Origin of the sequence: Cryobacterium sp. Y50 (assembly GCF_002929805.1) — a bacterium.
Taxonomy (GTDB): domain Bacteria; phylum Actinomycetota; class Actinomycetes; order Actinomycetales; family Microbacteriaceae; genus Cryobacterium.
On the sequence record NZ_PJJM01000095.1, the window covers coordinates 1 to 16,059 of the forward strand.

The window sequence follows — 16,059 nt, forward strand, 5'->3', positions numbered from 1 at the left end:
CTAGGTGTACTCGGCCATGACGTTAGTGACTTAAGGGGGTGAAAAAGGGAGGGCCTCCGGTGCTTAGTGGAGATGTTCAACGTCTCACTACACAACGGAGGTCCTCGTGTCACACATTAATGCCCGGTTGAACGTTCGCGGAAGGGCTCTGCTGGTTGAAAGGTTTCTCGGCGGTCGTCCGGCGGCGCACGTCGCCAAGGAACTCGGCATCTCTCGGCAGTGCGCGTATCGGTGGGTGCGCCGCTACCGTGCCGAGGGTGTCGCGGATCTCAGCGATCGGTCGTCGCGACTACACGTAATGCCAACACAAACCAGCCCGGCCCGCATCGCCGCCGACACCGGCGTTCCCGCACGGGCCGTGTCGAGAGTGCTGGCGCGCCACCACGTTCCGGCGCTTTGGGAATGCGATCCGCTGACCGGTGAAAAGATTCGCGCCACCCGCGCCACGGCGAACCGATATGAACGCGCCCGCCCGGGCGAGATGGTGCATATCGACGTCAAGAAGCTCGGACGCATCCCCGACGGCGGAGGCTGGCGAGCTCAGCCCGGCCAAACCCGCACCAACCACACCGCCGGCCACGTTCGGGTCGGCTACGACTACGTACACGCCGTCATCGACGACCGCACCCGCCTCGCCTACGCCGAGGTCCACCCCGACGAAAAGGGCGTCACCGCCGCCGGTGTCCTCCTCCGCGCGGCCGCGTTCTTCGCCAGCTGTGGCATCCCGACGATTGAACGCGTCCTCTTCGACAACGCCTGCGCCTACCGAAAATCCCGCGCTTTCAAGGACGCCGTGACGACCCTCGGCGCGCAGCAGCGCTTCATCAAACCGCACTGCCCCTGGACCAACGGAAAAGTCGAACGCTTCAACCGCACACTCCAAGCCGAATGGGCCTACCGACAGGTATTCACCAACAGCACTGAGCGCACCCACGCCCTTGACCCGTGGCTCAAGTGCTACAACACTGAACGTATCCACACGGGCATCGGATCCACCCCGCTCCAGCGAGTGTCACCAACCTGATGACCGGGTACACCTAGGTGCAGCTACGTGCGCGGGTTTCATTCACTTTTCACCACNCCAACGACGAGCCTGGGAACGCTGCCCGCAAGCTGGACGCCCACAGGAACACGCGAACGGCCGATCGACGGGTCCTGCTCCGTTCCCGTAAGTTGAACCCCCTGCGGGACGGTAAGGCCTCGGTCTCTCGTTCCTTCGGCGGAGAGGGATCCTCCAGAGGGAAGAAAGCCTCGCCCCTGTGCGTCGAAGCGCTGCTGCGGCATCTACTGTCAAAGCATGACGAAGATTCGTGCACAGTTGGTCCGTTTCCGTGAGCCAGCGCTCGGGGCGTTGTGCTTCACTGCGTGGTTTGTGCAGTCGTCAAATCGCATTGTCGGGTACGTGCCGTCGCGAACGGACACGTTCCTGACGAATCCGTACGCGGTGTTGATTGCGGCAGGATTCGGACTGGCCATCGCGCTCTGCCGGGTTCGACCCGGCACCGCGCTGTCATTAACTGGGGGACTGCTGGTCTTGCAACTCCTGTTTTGGCCGGCGCGCTTCAGCCAGGTCAGCTGGGTTGCCTATCTTGCCCTTGTTCTTCTTGTTGTTGGCATCAGCGCCTTTAGCCGGGTCAACACACGCCGGGTACTGCTGGGCCTGTCAATCGTTTGCAGTATTGCCGTGAGCGCATTGCTAAACGTCCCGTTCCTGTCAATGTCCGGCGTGTGGGGCACCATCAACGGCAAGGAAGCGGCCAGCATCGAAGTCGTTCAAGGATTCGTCACCTGGTCGGTGGTGGGCATTCTGCTGACGCTGGGTGCCTGGCATATCGGATCGCGACTTCGAGTACCAGCCATGCGTCCCGAAGAGGAATCATCCGGCGAACTTCCCACGGGTGCGGCCGCGGCCGACACAGAGATCTACGCCTCTGATCCCGATCGCCCGCACCCAGGTTCCGCTGGATGGGATTCGATCGCCGCCCTATCGTCGCGCGAACGGGAAATATTCCTTTTGCCTGCCCGGGGGCTGAGCCACAGCGATATCGCCCACAGCGCTCACATCGGTGAGTCAACGGTCAAAACTCACCTCAGCAGCATCCTCACCAAACTTGGATTCACTTTCCGAGCACAAATCGTCGCTCACGCTTACCAAAGCGGGCTGCTGCGCTGATCGCGGGGCATCGACATCCCAATTCTGTCCCACCCCTACGTGCCAGGGTTGGGTGAGGCCAGTAGCTAACAGCAAGTCCGCCGTGTGACGTAGGGCGAGAATCAGGAATCATCACCATGTCCAGCCCGTCTTTGATCGCCCTGCGTGACGATAGTCCTATGAGTAGTCCCGGACCCCGAGCTGGTGGCCCGACCTCGAGAAGGTCATTCACCCCAGCGCAGAAGCTTGCGTACCTGGCCGCGTATGACGCGGCCATCAAGAACAACAAGGGCGGCGCGTATCTGCGCACCGAAGGGTTGTACTCGTCGCAGATCACGGAATGGCGAAAACTTCGTGACGCGGGTGTTCTGGCGGGGAAGAAGCCCGGGGAGAAGATTGGTCGGTTAACGCCGGAGCAAGCTGAAATCGCCCGGCTGCGCCGCCAGCTGAGCAAGACCGAGCAGCGCCTGGAGACGACGGGGGTGGCGTTGGAGATCATGTCAAAAATGCACGAGCTACTCGAAAGTCTTTCGAAGAGCTCGCGGGACGAAACACNTGCAGCTACGTGCGCGGGTTTCATTCACTTTTCACCACCAGCACAGCCTGGACACCGAACTACGGTTGACAAAACCAACAGAGCCTGTTTCGCATTTGCGCGGGGACCAAGTTCGTCTGCGGCGACATCGAGACAGTGCCTTGGTACCCTGCCCTCGGGGGTTTTCACCGGTCATACCGGGTCATGTCACATTGGGTGGATGCTCCTATTGATGTCAAGCGGCCTTTGGGGTGGGATTCGATTGTCGGGATTTGTCGTCGAGCCAGGCGCTGAAGGTGGTTTCCAGGTCGGTGTCAGCGCGTTGTCCTATTTCGAGTTGGCGTAGGCGCTGGTAGGGGACGTTGAGCTGTTTGGCTGCGTCGGTGAGGACGATGCCGAGGAGCAGCGTGATTTTTGGGTGAGTAACGCGAATATTTCGTTGGCGACGTGGCGTTTGAGGCAGTGGACGATGTCGCGGTCGGAAAGGCCTTCAGCGGTGCGTCGGGCGATGTAGGCCATAGTCCGAGGTTCCTTGTGGCGTTTGCGTAGCAGGACGACACGGTGCAGGGCGGCGTTAGCTTGCCGATCACCACCGCACGCGAGACGAAAACGGTGCCGCTTTCTTGAAGATGCCGGAATGAGTGCGACGCCGCAGAGAGCGGCAAACGGGGCCTTGGTGGAGATGTGTTCTGGGTTGTCGCCGGCGGTGGCGAGCAGGTGCGCGGCAACAAACGGGCCGACACCGCTTGCGGCGATGAGAGCCGGATTCTGACGGCTGGCGAGTTGACCAAGTTGGCTGTCGATAAGGGCGATATCCGCCCTCAGCGCCTGATGGCGTAGAGCGAGGCGTTTCGCTGATGCCCGCACGATCAGCGCCGGGGTGGTGCCCGGTGTGGGTCGTGTGCGCGAGAGAGCAATCGCGAGTTTATTACCGTCGTAACGGCGAAAATCTTGCCGGATGGCGTCGGGCGCGCTCACCAACAGGGCATGGATCGCATTGATACTGGCAGTGCGCGTCTTGGCGGCAGAGGAGCGTTCCGCAAGTAAGACCCGCATCGACTCGACGTCACCATCACGTTGTTTCGGGGTTGATAGCCCGCGCCCGGCAAGAGGCGACATCGCCGCTTGGTGGGCGTCGAGGGGATCGGATTTGCCGCGCAGCCGACGCTCGGCACGGTTGGCGCGATTGACTTCAAGCACGCGCATTCCGGCATTCGCCACAACGCGGACAAGTTCCGCACCGTAGGAACCGGTGCCTTCGACGCCAACAGCGTCGACGATACCGTAGGCGTGGACGAAGTCGATGATTTTGCGGTAGCCGCTTCCGACTGCGAGGAACTCCCGGTCGGCGATCGGTTGTCCGTGGTCGTCGACGATAGCGGCGTGGTGCGTGTCTTTGTGGGTATCAACCCCGGCGAAAATGGTTCGTGGTGACTCGACCGCGATGGTGAATTGTGGCGGTTCACTAATTGCAACTGTCATGACTTCGGTACTCCCATTTCTTCGTTGAAGGGAAATCACCGTTGGGTCGGGAGGGCAGACAGCACAGAGGTGAGACTATTAGCCAGGCTCCTATCAAGCCATGTCGCCCCGATCAAGCAGCATTAGCGGCGCTGGTGTGGCGGACAGATCCACTCAAAGACAACCTCGAAAGGAGTCAGTGTAATTTTGAGTCACCCCGCACCAGAGTCACATCCAGTATCTCTGTGCAAGCGGGCGGGAATTTTCGAGGAACGGGTGATGGGCACCAAGCCCGTGCTGGCCGCCGAGATGATCGAGCGCGCCCTGGACGCCGGCATCGAGACTGATTGGACCACCGGGGATGCGGTCTACGGCCAACACACCGGGCTGCGCCGCCGGCTGGAGGCCCGCGGCATGCATTACGTGATGGCCGTGCCCATGAACCAGCGCGCCATCACGCCCACCCCGGATTCATTGTGCGCCGAAGGACGGGTCGATCAGCTCTTTGCCGACCTGGACAAGATGTTTTGGCGCACCCGTACCAGACTTGTTTGTCCGCGTAGCCCGGCCGCTGGCTGGGCCTGACACGCCGGGGTCGTGGTTGGCTGGGCGGCGTCTAATGTCCATCGATGGAACGATCCTGGATCTGGCCGACAGCGTGGTGAATGCGGAGTTCTTTGGCCGGCCACCGGTGAGTCGTGGGGAGCAATCTGCTTTTCCGCAGGCACGCCTGGTGGCCCTGGCCGAGTGNATTGCCGTAATGACTGCCTACCGCGAACTGGCCAGCCGAGGAATCTCGACTCGCGTCGCCGCCCGATTGATCGGGGTCCCTCGAGCGACCGCGACCCGAAAACGACGAATCCCGGTGGTCGGGCCGGCGCCGATCCCGGCGAACAAGATCGGTGACAGCGACCGTCGGCAGATTCTTGACGTCGTCAATTCGGAGTCGTTCGTGGATCTGCCGTCGATCCAGATCTACGCGCAGCTGCTCGATGCCGGGACGTACTTGTGCTCAATATCAACGATGTATCGGGTGTTGAACGAGAACAAGCAGGTCAAGGACCGCCGCCGCTTGGATCGCCATCCGGCGCGGGCGATCCCCGAGCTGACGGCAACGGGCCAGGCCAGGTCTACTCGTGGGACATCTAATGCCGACGTCGGCATTAGATGTCGCCGCAGAATCGAGTGCCCGGGACGGTCGAGATGAACTCTCGCTTCCCGTCCCCGTCGAGCATGTGATTGCGGATGTGCTCGGTTCGAGCGTCTGGGTCAACGGTCGTGGTCTTCTTCCACGCCCGCATGCGCACGGCCCGTAGGCCGCGGCCGGTAAGGATCGTCCCGACCGTGCCCGTGGCGATGCTGACGCCTTCCTGACCGAGAATGGTGGTGATCTGGTCCCGGCCGGCCATGCCCTTGTCACGCTCGTAGACCCGCACCACGTGCGCGTCCAGCACAGTGTGACGCACCTGCGTCGGCGTCGGAACAGCCGGCCGCAGCGAGCGGTAGAACGATGCCCGTGAGACCTTCAGCTTGCGGCACATCCAGTCGATGGGAAAGGAAGCCTTCACCGCCAAGATAAACACGAAATAGTCGTTTATCGTTGTTTCGCGGCGAAGAAGGCGCTGACTTTTCCCAGGAATTCGATCTCCCTTTTCAACTCAGCATTCTCCGCCTGCAGGGCCTTGTATTTGGCCCACTCGACCGGGCCTAGCTCGGCAGCACCAGCCTCGGGGTGTTCCTCTTTCCAGAGGCGCACCCAGTTGCCCAGCGTCCTCTCGACGACACCGATTTCGGGGGCGACATGCGCGACCGGCCGACCCGATGAGATCACCAGATCCACGGCCTCGGCACGGAATTCGGCATTGAACTTTCGACGATTAGTCATGAAACAGATTCTCCTTACCTCTGTCTCAATTCACCATACGGGCGCAGTCCGGCGCACATCGCCATCCAGAGTCAGCGTTCTCCTCGGAACCGAGCCAATCTGGGCCGCAATCGTCGGAATCACGATCGCTCACGACAGCGTGGCCCCCGCCGGATATTTCGGTATCGCTCTTATCCTCGCCGGAACAGCGTGGGCCACTCCATCGAGCAACGGCAACCGCCTCAGCGTGAACCCACCCGACCGCCAAAAGTCACGAGCGTCAACTACAAACGAACGGGGACGAGCAGCGGGAACTCTCTGAGACGACTCGCGTGGTAATCAACGTGGTCAGGAACTCACTGTTCGCAGCATCGCCGTATCTCCCACACGGCCTAAATGACAGTGAGGCCGGCAGCCGAAATCAGTGAATCCTCTGATTCAAGGCACGGCCAAAGCCCTCCCTGAAACGCTAGTCCGCGATCAGCACATCTGCGCCGTCCAACGCGGATTCAAGTTCCAGATAGGGAACCCCGAACGGGCAGTGTCGACGATCATGCCGGTCGGACTGACACGTGCCGTGATGATCGAGTTGCTCAATGCCCGGCGGTATGCCTTGGGGATGTAACAGCGTCGACGATTCCCAACAGGATGCTGGCACTGAGCACTCGAGCAGACTGGCTACCTCGTCTTACTCATTGTCCGCGTTTATATTGGCGCCGCAGCGAATGGGTCTCGTTCAGCCAAAGTGAATGCTTCGCCAAAAAGGGAAGAATTCGCGTCGGGCGATCCTGAATCGCGGGGCGCAATTCCTGTCGCGGCCCAGAGGCTCTCCCGTAACCACTGCGCTGCACCGTAGACCCGAAAATTGCCGACACGGTCAGGTTCTGCCGGGGCAGCTTCAAGAATAATGATGGCTCTTTGGAGGGTCTCCATCTGATGCGAGTACGTCGTCCAGTCGGCCTGATCCGCACCGTACTCGTTCGGGTCAAAGGGTTCGTCAGGATCTGCGCTGAAGATGTGCCGTTCTTCGGCAGTTGCCCGGGCTTTGAGCAGTGGTGCATCCAGGATGGTGAACATGGAGGTAGCCAGCGACGCGTCAACGAACTCGTCGAAAAGATTCGCCGCAAAGCGGTCGAAAGGCAGCTCGATACCGCCCCATGTTTCCAATAAGGTCGTCCCCTCCATCAGAGTCGTGGCCGCAGGCACCGCGTAATGTTCTCTGGCCGCGGTGAGCAGCGAAACGACACGTTCCTCGGTCATGCCTTCTCTTCCTGTTGATGTGGTCTCTGAATTGAAGCATCGCGCAAACTCCAGTGGTCAGCGAGAGCTCGACCAGACACCTCGCGTTCAACGCGCCTACAGGCTTCGTAGGCTATCGACATCACGACTTGTTCCCGGTTTTGCGGATTGATCGTGAGTCGAAGCCCAAGAGCGTGCTATCTCGGGCCGAGCCGGCCTGTTCACTGCGTGAGATGAGTACTCGTCTCGCGTTCAGGATCCAACCACGTCGCTAGAACCCCGCTCGTGGTAACGAGAACCGCGGCGAGAATCAGGATGATAACGCCGACAATGAGGATTCGCAGCGCCGTGCGCTGCTTTGTGCCTTCTCGCATTTCCCACGGCTTATGGCGGTGGGCACGGGCGTTGTCGACGGGAACGCTTAGCGGTCCGGAAAGGCTAAGAGCGCCTTGTCCCACTGATTGGCCGACGAGTCGATATCTGCAGCCGTCACTGCAATTTCCACCCAAAACTGATCACGGCCATCGCTGCTCTGGCCGACGGGCCTGCTTTCAAGCGCAAAGTGCACCCTGACCGATATCGACCCGTCCTGATAGCTGCCAACACTGAACGCAAGATTTGGTTCGGTAAATTCGAGTGACGGCACAACCCCGGCGTCTCCACTGACGCTCACGGGGACGTCACCGTTGGCTACGCCGCGCAGCCAAGCCGAAATGCGCTTCGCTTCAAACGTCGTCAAACACGGAACAGCAAATTGCCACTCCGCGTCAGGCGCCGATACGTCCCCCTTGATGACCAGCCAATTGTTATCCCACTCATCACCCGCAGGGTTCGCGAACTCATATCGATCAGGTTCCAACGTTACTGACGATTCGTACCCCTTCAACTGCATGGATAAATCCTACTGACCGGAATTCTTGCTGACGCGTGCGCTCGCCCTCGCAAAAAGTTCAGCCTCGGGGTCCCACAAGCCGGACGCCCACCGGGACACTCGAACGCGCACGGAGCGCCGAAGACGTTCCGCAAAGTTTCGGGGTCGCCCTATTCCCGTATGTCCCGATCGAGAAAATGCTCGCTGCAGGGGCGGCGGACAAACGGGACACCCTACGATCATGACCGGGAGACCGGTTGACTACGCGCACGGATCGCCAACGGCTGGACGGCCTCACAGAAAAGGCCTCGCCGCCCTCTGCAGAAAATGACGCGCAGCGAGTCTGGCTAATTGGAGAGGAGGCCGAGGGGCTCCGGAGTGCCGGAGGCGAGTGTGTCCGGGGCGGGTTCCTTGAGCTCCACGAAAATGGTGTGAGTGGCCGTCTCGCCGATATTCGTCCCCGAATGCTTTTGTGCCGGGAGCCATCGCGCGACCCCCTCCGGCAGGTCGACGTCGAGGGATCGGCCACCGGACGAGAGCCGCCGGGTGAACGCGGTGAGCGTGAACATGACGCTGTCGGGGTGCCGGTGCGGCACGGTTTCGTGACCGGGCCGGTCGAGATATTCGAGCACCCGCACCCGGTCGTTCTCGAAAATTACGCGGTAGAACTGTGGGTTGGTGACGACCGGATCGCTTTGCATGCCAGCACGGTAGCACCGCGCCGCCACCCTGCACAGGAGCCCGCAATCAGGCCTTTGGTCACTGGCCAGCCGTGCGGAGGTGGGCGATGCTGAACAGGGACTTTCCGTCCCTCGGCATGAACGATTTCTGAAAGGCCGCCAGATGATGAGCAATCTGACCCCTCCACCGCCACTCGGCTTGACTCCTCCTAATTCCCTGCTCACGGCTCCAGCCCGGGCTCGGACCGGCGCTCGGCCGGGGCCGATCATCATGCTCGTTCTGGGCACGGTGCTCGGCCTGGTCGCCGCCGGCGTGCACACCGACCTGCTCGAACCGATCGCCGCGGCGCTTCTCGTGGGTGGCGGCATCCTCTTGTTGATCGGTGGGCTGTTTGTCGTCTTCGGCGCCATCGGCCTCGGACGCCATCTCAAGCCGGAACCGTAGGCAGGCGTCTCGCCCGACCAGCGAGGTGAGCCCCAGCCACTTGCCTTCAATAGAACGGATGCCGCCGGTCAGCCGGTCCTGCCACTGGCAGCAGCGGCGGGAACCATTGCGCTAGCATCCGTTTCAGTCGCTGACTCAAAGAAGGTGATTTATCCGGCAGCCCTGACCGGCCACCTCGACCCCGTGCTCTCGCGCGGCCTGTGGCTGGTGAAATGGCTGCTGGCCGTTCCGCACCTCGTGCTGCTCACGGTGCTGGTCGGTGGAATGTCGACCTGGGCCTACCCGTGGCGCGGCGACGGCGGTTGGGACAATAGCGCGAACACCGATGGAAGCTCGCTGCTGGGCGTGCTCGTCGTCGTCGCCGGGGTTATTCTGCTGATAACCGGACGGTACCAACGGCCGCTGTTCAATTCCATCATGGGCGTCAACCGCTGGGTGTACCGCGTCATCACCTACACAGCGCTGATGCGCGACGAATACCCGCCGTTCCGCCTGGACCAGGGCCCAACCGAGCCGATACCAGATCCGAACGAAGCCACCCAAGGCTGAGTGGCGAAAGGTGCACATCGAGGTGCCGGGCCCGGGTTGGGGCCCGGCACCTCGATGTGCGCGGTATCCGTTGCGTTGCGTGGCGTGGTCGATTGCGTTAGGCAGACGGTGACCAGCGCGCGGCGCGGTAATCGACGCGGTAGGCGGCATCCGCTTCTATGGTGCTGGCAGCGGCAGACCGCAGTAACGGCGTGTGCTCGGCCTCGTAGTGCGGCAGCGCCTGGGCCGCATGAGCGATTGGCGGATGCCCGCTGGCGCGAATTACGCGCCACCATGCCACGTCGGAGCCGTACCGGGCCATGACCTGACCGACGGCACGGGCGGCGCGGGAACCCAGCTGCGCGGCCACACCACCATAGGTCATCACCCGGCCCGGCGGGATCGAATCGACTACGCCGAGCACCCGGGAGACGAAGTCGTCGGGCTCACTCACAAAAGAAAATCACAGCTGCAGGGAGCCGATGACCTCGCCGTACTGGGTTTCGCCGACATCGACGAAACCGAGCCGGTGGAAGAAAGCCTCCGGCCCGTCGGCGCCCGGCTCCCAGATGACGTTGACGTGGTCGAATCCGCGTTCACGGGCCTCGGTGGCGAGGGCTTCGGCGGCGAACTTGCCGACGCCCTGCCCCTGGGTCTCCGCGTTGACGTTGATGCGCCAGATGCAGGCGCGAAATTCTTCGTGCTCGGAGTTGGGGTCGAAATTGCCGTGGATGAAACCGGCGACGACGCCGTCGAGGAGCACTACGCGCTGCCACGAGGTAGCCGGGTTGATCACCGACGCGGCCACCGAATAGGAGACCGGCGCGATGAACTGCTCCTGGCCCGGCTTCAGGCTCAGGTTATTGGCCGCAACGATGTTTCGTGCGGATAATTCTTCCAGCTTCAGCTCACCCATGTGTTCAGGCTAACGTGCGCCCGGGGTCGTCGGTAGTCGAGCGAGTTTTTGGCGACGGCAATTTATCTGTAAATTTATCTCGATGTGAAGATAGTTGCCCGTCTCTAGTAAGATTGACGATGGTCGTGACGGCCACACTGAACAAAGAGGAGAATTTTTTGTCGAAGATCAAGGTTGAGGGAACAGTCGTCGAGCTCGATGGCGACGAGATGACCCGTATCATCTGGCATGCGATCAAGGAAACGCTCATTCACCCGTACCTCGATATCGACCTCGAGTACTACGACCTCTCCATTCAGAAGCGCGACGAAACCAACGACCAGATCACGATCGACGCAGCCTACGCCATTCAGAAGCACGGCGTCGGCGTGAAGTGCGCGACCATCACGCCCGACGAAGCGCGGGTAGAAGAGTTCGGCCTCAAACAGATGTGGCTCTCGCCGAACGGCACTATTCGCAACATCCTCGGCGGCACCATCTTCCGCGAGCCGATCGTCATCTCCAACATCCCACGCCTCGTGCCGGGTTGGAACAAGCCGATCATCATTAGCCGTCATGCCTACGGTGACCAGTACAAGGCCACCAACTTTCGTTTCAAGGGCAAGGGCACGCTCAGCATGACCTTCACCCCGCAGGACGGCAGTGAGCCGTCGACCTTCGAGGTGTTCGAGGCTCCCGGCGACGGCGTCGCCATGGGCATGTACAACCTCGACTCATCGATCACCGACTTCGCCCGGGCCACGCTCAGCTATGGCCTCGAGCGCAACGTGCCGGTGTTCCTGTCGACCAAGAACACCATCCTCAAGGCCTACGACGGCCGGTTCAAGGACATCTTCCAGGACATCTTCGACACCGAATTCAAGACGGCGTACGAAGCGGCCGGCCTTACCTACGAGCACCGCCTTATCGACGACATGGTCGCCTCGGCCATGAAGTGGGAGGGTGGCTACCTCTGGGCCTGCAAGAACTACGATGGCGACGTTCAGTCCGATACGGTCGCCCAGGGATTCGGCTCGCTCGGCCTGATGACCAGCGTGCTCTCCACCCCCGACGGCAAGATCGTCGAAGCCGAAGCGGCCCACGGTACCGTCACTCGTCACTACCGTCAGCACCAGCTCGGCAAGCCCACCTCGACCAACCCGATCGCCTCGATCTATGCCTGGACCCGCGGCCTGTCGCACCGTGCGAAGCTCGACAACAACCCGGCCCTGGCCGAGTTCGCCCTGACCCTCGAAGACGTCGTCATCAAGACCGTCGAGAGCGGCAAGATGACCAAGGACCTCGCGCTGCTGGTCGGCCCGGAGCAGAAGTACCAGACCACCGAGGAATTCCTCGCCTCGCTCGCTGAGAACCTGCAGACGCGCCTGGCGTAAGCAGCCCCGGCAACACGAAGGCAAGGCGCCGACCGTTCTGGTCGGGGCCTTGCCTTCGTTTGTCAGTCTGTCGGCTGCACCGGGGCGCGAATCACTGCAATTACGATCGAAAACTGGAGACAGACCAGTTCACCTTGTGGTAGTCAGACCGGTCTGCATCGGACGCGCCTGAGGCTCTGATTGTGCGCAAACCAAGGTAACGATCGGGTTACCGAGCAATCTGCACACTGTACGGGGGTGCAGCCTGTGCGATACGTTCACGAGCACGTTGTGCCCCCAACCGGGGCAAGCGCCAGCGCATTCCGATCGGATTGGACACGCACGTGATCTCACACTTCTGGCGAACCACACTCCCGCCCGAAAGCCGGCATCTCACCCCACATCATGCCCGAACAGCGATGGCGCTGTTCGTGACCAGCACCCTCGTCGCGGCCGGAGCCATGGTGGGCGTGACCGGCGCTGCCGCGGCCCCGATGGCCCCCGGCCTCGGGGGCATCATCGGCGCCGGCATTGGCCAGCCGGTGACCGATTTCACCGCCGGCCGCTACATTGTGACCCTCGCCGACGAAGCCGTCGCCACCTACACCGGCGGAGTCGACGGTTTTGCCCCCACCACCCCGGGTGCCGGTGCCCGCCTCGACCCGCAGAGCCGCGCGTCGGAAACCTACTCGGACTACCTGGGAGACAAACAGAAGGCGGTAGCGGCATCCGTTGACGCCGTCATCGACTATTCGTATACGCTCGCCCTCAACGCCTTCGCCGCCGAGCTCACAGCTCGGCAGGCAGCCAAGCTGTCGGCCGAGAAGGACGTAGTCGCGATCACGCCTGACGAACTCAAACACGTGACGGCGACCTCGTCGACAGACTTTATGGGACTGTCCGGTGATGACGGCGTCTGGGCGAAGACCGGCGGCGCAGAGACCGCGGGGGAGGGCGTCGTCATCGGCGTGCTCGACACCGGTCTGGCGCCGGAGAACCCCTCCTTCGCCGGCGACCCGCTCGGCACGACGCCTGGCGCGGATCCGTACCTCGATGGTGACGCGATCACCATGCAAAAGAGTGACGGCACCACCTTCACCGGCCAGTGCATTGCCGGCGTGCAGTTCGATGCCGCTGACTGCAGCACCAAAGTCGTCGGTGCACGGTACTTCGTGACCGGTTTCGGGGCCGACCGCATCGGCGGTGCTTCCATCGGCGAGTACCTCTCGCCGCGCGACGGCGACGGCCACGGATCGCACACCGCGAGCACCGCTGGCGGTAACCATGACGTGACGGCGACCATCGGTGGCCTCGCCTACGGGATCATCTCCGGTGTCGCCCCGGCCGCTAAGATCGCCGCCTACAAGGTGTGCTGGTCTGGTCCAGATTCCACGGTATCGACCGATGACGGCTGTGCTACGTCCGACCTGTTGGCCGGTATTAACCAGGCCGTTGCCGACAACGTCGACGTACTGAACTATTCGATCGGCGGCGGCGCGGCCGACACCACGGTCTCGCCGACCGACCAGGCCTTCCTCGGAGCGGCCGCCGCAGGCATTTTCGTGGCGGCCTCGGCCGGAAACTCCGGCCCCGGCGCGTCCACGCTCGACAACGCGGCACCGTGGATCACCACGGTCGCGGCCAGCACCATCCCGGGCTATGAAGCCACCGCCACCCTTGGCGATGGAACGGCCTACGCGGGCGGGTCGATCTCGGTCGACCGCACCGACGGTGCAACGCCGTTGGAAGGTGCCCTCGTGCGCGGCGACCTCGTGGCCGTCGCCGGTCACGACAGCGCCGATGCGCTGCTGTGCGGCCCCGGTTCGCTCGATACCGCCGTCGTCGCTGGGTTGATCGTGATGTGCCAGCGCGGCGTCTACGATCGGGTGGCGAAATCCGCCGAGGTCTTGCGGGCTGGCGGTATCGGCATGCTTCTCGTGAACCGTGTGCCCGGCTCGGTCGACACCGACGAGCACACCGTACCCACTATTCACCTCGACGCTCCGTACTGGGATGCGACGTTTGCCTACGCGGGCAGCGCCGGGGCATCCGTTGTCTTCAGCAACGGAAATTCGACGGCCTACACGCCGCCGACACCGCAGGTGGCCGGGTTCTCCTCGCGCGGACCGGTGCAGGCCGACGGCAGCGACATTCTCAAGCCCGACGTGACCGCGCCCGGCGTGGCCATTCTCGCCGATGGTCCCAACGCCGACGGGGGCGAGCCGACCTGGCAGTTCCTCTCCGGCACGTCGATGTCGAGCCCGCAGATTGCGGGACTCGCCGCCCTCTACCTGGGCGAACGCCCGCTCGCGACCCCCGGCGAGATCAAGTCAGCGCTGATGACGAGCGCCTACGACACCGTCGACTCCAACGGGGACACAGTCACCGACCCCTTCTCCCAGGGGGCCGGCCAGGTCGACCCGACGAAAATGTTCGAGCCCGGTCTGCTCTACCTCAACGGCACCGCGGACTGGTATTCCTATATTCAGGGCATCGGCTACGACGTCGGTGCCGAAGCGGTCGACCCCAGCAACCTCAACCTGGCCTCCATCGCGATCGGCGCCTTGACCGCCTCGGAGACCCTCACCCGCACCGTCACGAGCACCGAGGCCGGCACGTTCACCGCCCAGCCGGTCACCGTTCCGGGCATCGACGCCGTCGTGTCGCCGACGACATTGAGCTTCGGCGCCGCCGGAGAATCAGCCAGCTACACCGTGACCTTCACCAGAACGGATGCCGCGCTCGACCAGTTCACGACCGGCTCCCTCAACTGGGTGAGCGGCTCGGGAACCGTCGTGCACAGTCCCATCGCCATTCAGCCGGTGACCCTCGTGGCCCCAGCCACTGCGAACGGGACCGGCGTTGACGGTTCGGTTGATGTGACGATCACCCCCGGAGCCACCGGGGATGTGGCGCTCAACTTGACCGGTCTCGCGGCCGGTCTGCACCAGTCCGACCCGGCCGATCCGACCAGCCCGAACAGCGGATCCGGTGTCGCCGGCGACGAGTTCAGCTACCAGGTCGAGGTGCCGGAGGGAACCCAGCTGGCCCGCTTCGACCTCGACGCGGTCGACCAGAGTGCCGACCTCGACCTGATCGTGTATCGCCTGAGCGGTGACGGGGGAGACCCCGTGGCCGGCTGGCAGTCCGCGACCGGTTCGGCCGATGAGCTCATCGACCTCGCCAACCCTCCCGGTGGCTTCTACCAGGTGATCAACTCCGTCTACAGCGGAGCGACCGCGTTCAACGTGAACACCTACTCGGTGCTTGCCGGCGCCGGCGAGGGGTCGTTCGCGGCCGCTCCGCCGGTCGTCGCCGGTCAGCAGGGTATTGCGACAACATACTCGCTGTCGTGGTCGGGCCTCACTCCCGAGACCGGCTACCTCGGCCTCGTCGGTTACGGTGACAGCTCCGTGTTGACGGTGGTCTCCGTCGCGGGCGGGGCGGCACCCGAGCCGGAGGCGCCGGTGAACACCGTCGCCCCATCGATCGAGGGCACGCCGGTCGTTGGCCAGAAACTCACCGCCAACCCCGGTGGGTGGAGTGTGGCGGGGCTGACCTTCAGCTACCAGTGGCAGTCCGACGGGCACGATATCAAGAAGGCCACCAAAGTCGACTACCGGCCGAGTAAGTCGCTCGGGGGCAAGACGCTCAGCGTGGTCGTGACCGCGACGGGCGATGGGCTTCCGACCGGCACGGCCACCTCCGCCGGAGTCGTGGTGAAGTACGCTGCCACGGTCGATCTCACGGTGGATTCGAAGGCCAAACCGCACTCGAACGGCGTGAAGATCGAGGTATCGGTCGAGACCGATGCGCCGCGCGCCGCACAGCTGGGCACCGTGCAGGTTTTGGTCGATGACACGAGCTACGACGTGGCCCTCGACCGCACGGGCCAGGGAATGCTCCGACTGAGCGACCTCGACCGCGGCACGTACACGGTCATCGCACACTATGCGGGAACCGACCTCGTCGCTGCGGCGACGAGCAAGCCGCGCACGCTGACCGTGCGGTAGCCG

General features: G+C 62.9%; 16 protein-coding genes and 2 pseudogenes. 9 read left to right on the top strand and 9 right to left on the bottom strand.

All coding sequences use genetic code 11. The annotated features are described in order from the left end of the window. Nucleotides 1–106 precede the first annotated feature (106 nt). From CXY73_RS12590 to CXY73_RS22840, 3 genes and pseudogenes are all read left to right on the top strand, one after another. Nucleotides 107–1,024, top strand: coding sequence for a leucine zipper domain-containing protein (locus tag CXY73_RS12590; protein ID WP_104177908.1), 918 nt, complete (start codon nucleotides 107–109; stop codon nucleotides 1,022–1,024). Between the two features lie 273 nt (nucleotides 1,025–1,297). Continuing rightward, nucleotides 1,298–2,173 carry a helix-turn-helix transcriptional regulator gene (locus tag CXY73_RS12595; RefSeq protein ID WP_104136527.1) on the top strand — a complete coding sequence of 292 codons (876 nt, stop codon included), beginning with the start codon at nucleotides 1,298–1,300 and terminating at the stop codon, nucleotides 2,171–2,173. Nucleotides 2,174–2,331: 158 nt separating this feature from the next. Further along, nucleotides 2,332–2,658: pseudogene (locus CXY73_RS22840) on the top strand (IS3 family transposase); the annotation flags it as partial. Nucleotides 2,659–3,014: 356 nt separating this feature from the next. On the opposite strand, the gene CXY73_RS12605 reads toward CXY73_RS22840, so the two are convergent. Further along, the gene (locus CXY73_RS12605; RefSeq protein ID WP_104177910.1) at nucleotides 3,015–4,169 is read right to left on the bottom strand and encodes a transposase; all 1,155 of its coding nucleotides are present in this window, start codon (nucleotides 4,167–4,169) and stop codon (nucleotides 3,015–3,017) included. Nucleotides 4,170–4,316: 147 nt separating this feature from the next. Here CXY73_RS12605 and CXY73_RS12610 point away from each other — a divergent pair, with 147 nt between their 5' ends. Together CXY73_RS12610 and CXY73_RS22845 are read left to right on the top strand one after the other, a co-directional pair. Beyond that, nucleotides 4,317–4,733 carry a transposase gene (locus CXY73_RS12610; RefSeq protein ID WP_104177911.1) on the top strand — a complete coding sequence of 139 codons (417 nt, stop codon included), beginning with the start codon at nucleotides 4,317–4,319 and terminating at the stop codon, nucleotides 4,731–4,733. Then, nucleotides 4,684–4,935, top strand: a pseudogene (locus tag CXY73_RS22845) (IS4 family transposase); the annotation flags it as partial. The gene CXY73_RS12610 and the pseudogene CXY73_RS22845, both read left to right, overlap by 50 nt. Nucleotides 4,936–5,311: 376 nt before the next feature. On the opposite strand, the gene CXY73_RS22345 reads toward CXY73_RS22845, so the two are convergent. The 6 genes from CXY73_RS22345 to CXY73_RS12650 form a co-directional block, all read right to left on the bottom strand. Further along, a complete protein-coding gene (locus CXY73_RS22345) occupies nucleotides 5,312–5,731 on the bottom strand; it encodes a hypothetical protein (protein WP_199185359.1) in 420 nt (139 codons plus the stop codon). An 11-nt stretch (nucleotides 5,732–5,742) separates the two neighbouring features. Further along, a complete protein-coding gene (locus CXY73_RS12625; RefSeq protein ID WP_104177912.1) occupies nucleotides 5,743–6,033 on the bottom strand; it encodes a transposase in 291 nt (96 codons plus the stop codon). A 684-nt stretch (nucleotides 6,034–6,717) separates the two neighbouring features. Further along, nucleotides 6,718–7,272: a hypothetical protein gene (locus CXY73_RS12640; RefSeq protein ID WP_104138311.1), complete on the bottom strand. Its 555-nt coding sequence runs from the start codon at nucleotides 7,270–7,272 to the stop codon at nucleotides 6,718–6,720. Nucleotides 7,273–7,472: 200 nt separating this feature from the next. Next, complete coding sequence (locus CXY73_RS22000; RefSeq protein ID WP_158253146.1) at nucleotides 7,473–7,625, bottom strand: hypothetical protein; 153 nt, start codon at nucleotides 7,623–7,625, stop codon at nucleotides 7,473–7,475. A gap of 47 nt (nucleotides 7,626–7,672) precedes the next feature. Beyond that, complete coding sequence (locus CXY73_RS12645) at nucleotides 7,673–8,143, bottom strand: hypothetical protein (protein ID WP_104177914.1); 471 nt, start codon at nucleotides 8,141–8,143, stop codon at nucleotides 7,673–7,675. A gap of 326 nt (nucleotides 8,144–8,469) precedes the next feature. Next, nucleotides 8,470–8,823, bottom strand: a complete 354-nt coding sequence (locus CXY73_RS12650; RefSeq protein WP_104177915.1) for a cupin domain-containing protein — start codon at nucleotides 8,821–8,823, stop codon at nucleotides 8,470–8,472. Between the two features lie 145 nt (nucleotides 8,824–8,968). On the opposite strand from CXY73_RS12650, the gene CXY73_RS12655 reads away from it, so the two are divergent. Together CXY73_RS12655 and CXY73_RS12660 are read left to right on the top strand one after the other, a co-directional pair. Next, nucleotides 8,969–9,247, top strand: coding sequence for a hypothetical protein (locus CXY73_RS12655; RefSeq protein ID WP_146071750.1), 279 nt, complete (start codon nucleotides 8,969–8,971; stop codon nucleotides 9,245–9,247). 144 nt (nucleotides 9,248–9,391) lie between these two features. Beyond that, nucleotides 9,392–9,796 (top strand): DUF4389 domain-containing protein, encoded by a 405-nt coding sequence (locus tag CXY73_RS12660; protein WP_233198312.1) that lies wholly within the window; start codon nucleotides 9,392–9,394, stop codon nucleotides 9,794–9,796. A gap of 97 nt (nucleotides 9,797–9,893) precedes the next feature. Here the strand turns inward: CXY73_RS12660 and CXY73_RS12665 are convergent, their stop codons facing one another. Both CXY73_RS12665 and CXY73_RS12670 read right to left on the bottom strand, forming a co-directional pair. Then, nucleotides 9,894–10,229 (bottom strand): MGMT family protein, encoded by a 336-nt coding sequence (locus tag CXY73_RS12665; protein ID WP_104138302.1) that lies wholly within the window; start codon nucleotides 10,227–10,229, stop codon nucleotides 9,894–9,896. A 9-nt stretch (nucleotides 10,230–10,238) separates the two neighbouring features. Continuing rightward, nucleotides 10,239–10,691: a GNAT family N-acetyltransferase gene (locus CXY73_RS12670; RefSeq protein WP_104138299.1), complete on the bottom strand. Its 453-nt coding sequence runs from the start codon at nucleotides 10,689–10,691 to the stop codon at nucleotides 10,239–10,241. Nucleotides 10,692–10,849: 158 nt separating this feature from the next. Here CXY73_RS12670 and CXY73_RS12675 point away from each other — a divergent pair, with 158 nt between their 5' ends. Further along, on the top strand, nucleotides 10,850–12,064 hold the full coding sequence (locus CXY73_RS12675; RefSeq protein WP_104138393.1) for an NADP-dependent isocitrate dehydrogenase: 1,215 nt from the start codon (nucleotides 10,850–10,852) through the stop codon (nucleotides 12,062–12,064). A gap of 410 nt (nucleotides 12,065–12,474) precedes the next feature. After that, nucleotides 12,475–16,056 carry a S8 family serine peptidase gene (locus tag CXY73_RS12680; protein WP_233198313.1) on the top strand — a complete coding sequence of 1,194 codons (3,582 nt, stop codon included), beginning with the start codon at nucleotides 12,475–12,477 and terminating at the stop codon, nucleotides 16,054–16,056. Nucleotides 16,057–16,059 lie beyond the last annotated feature (3 nt).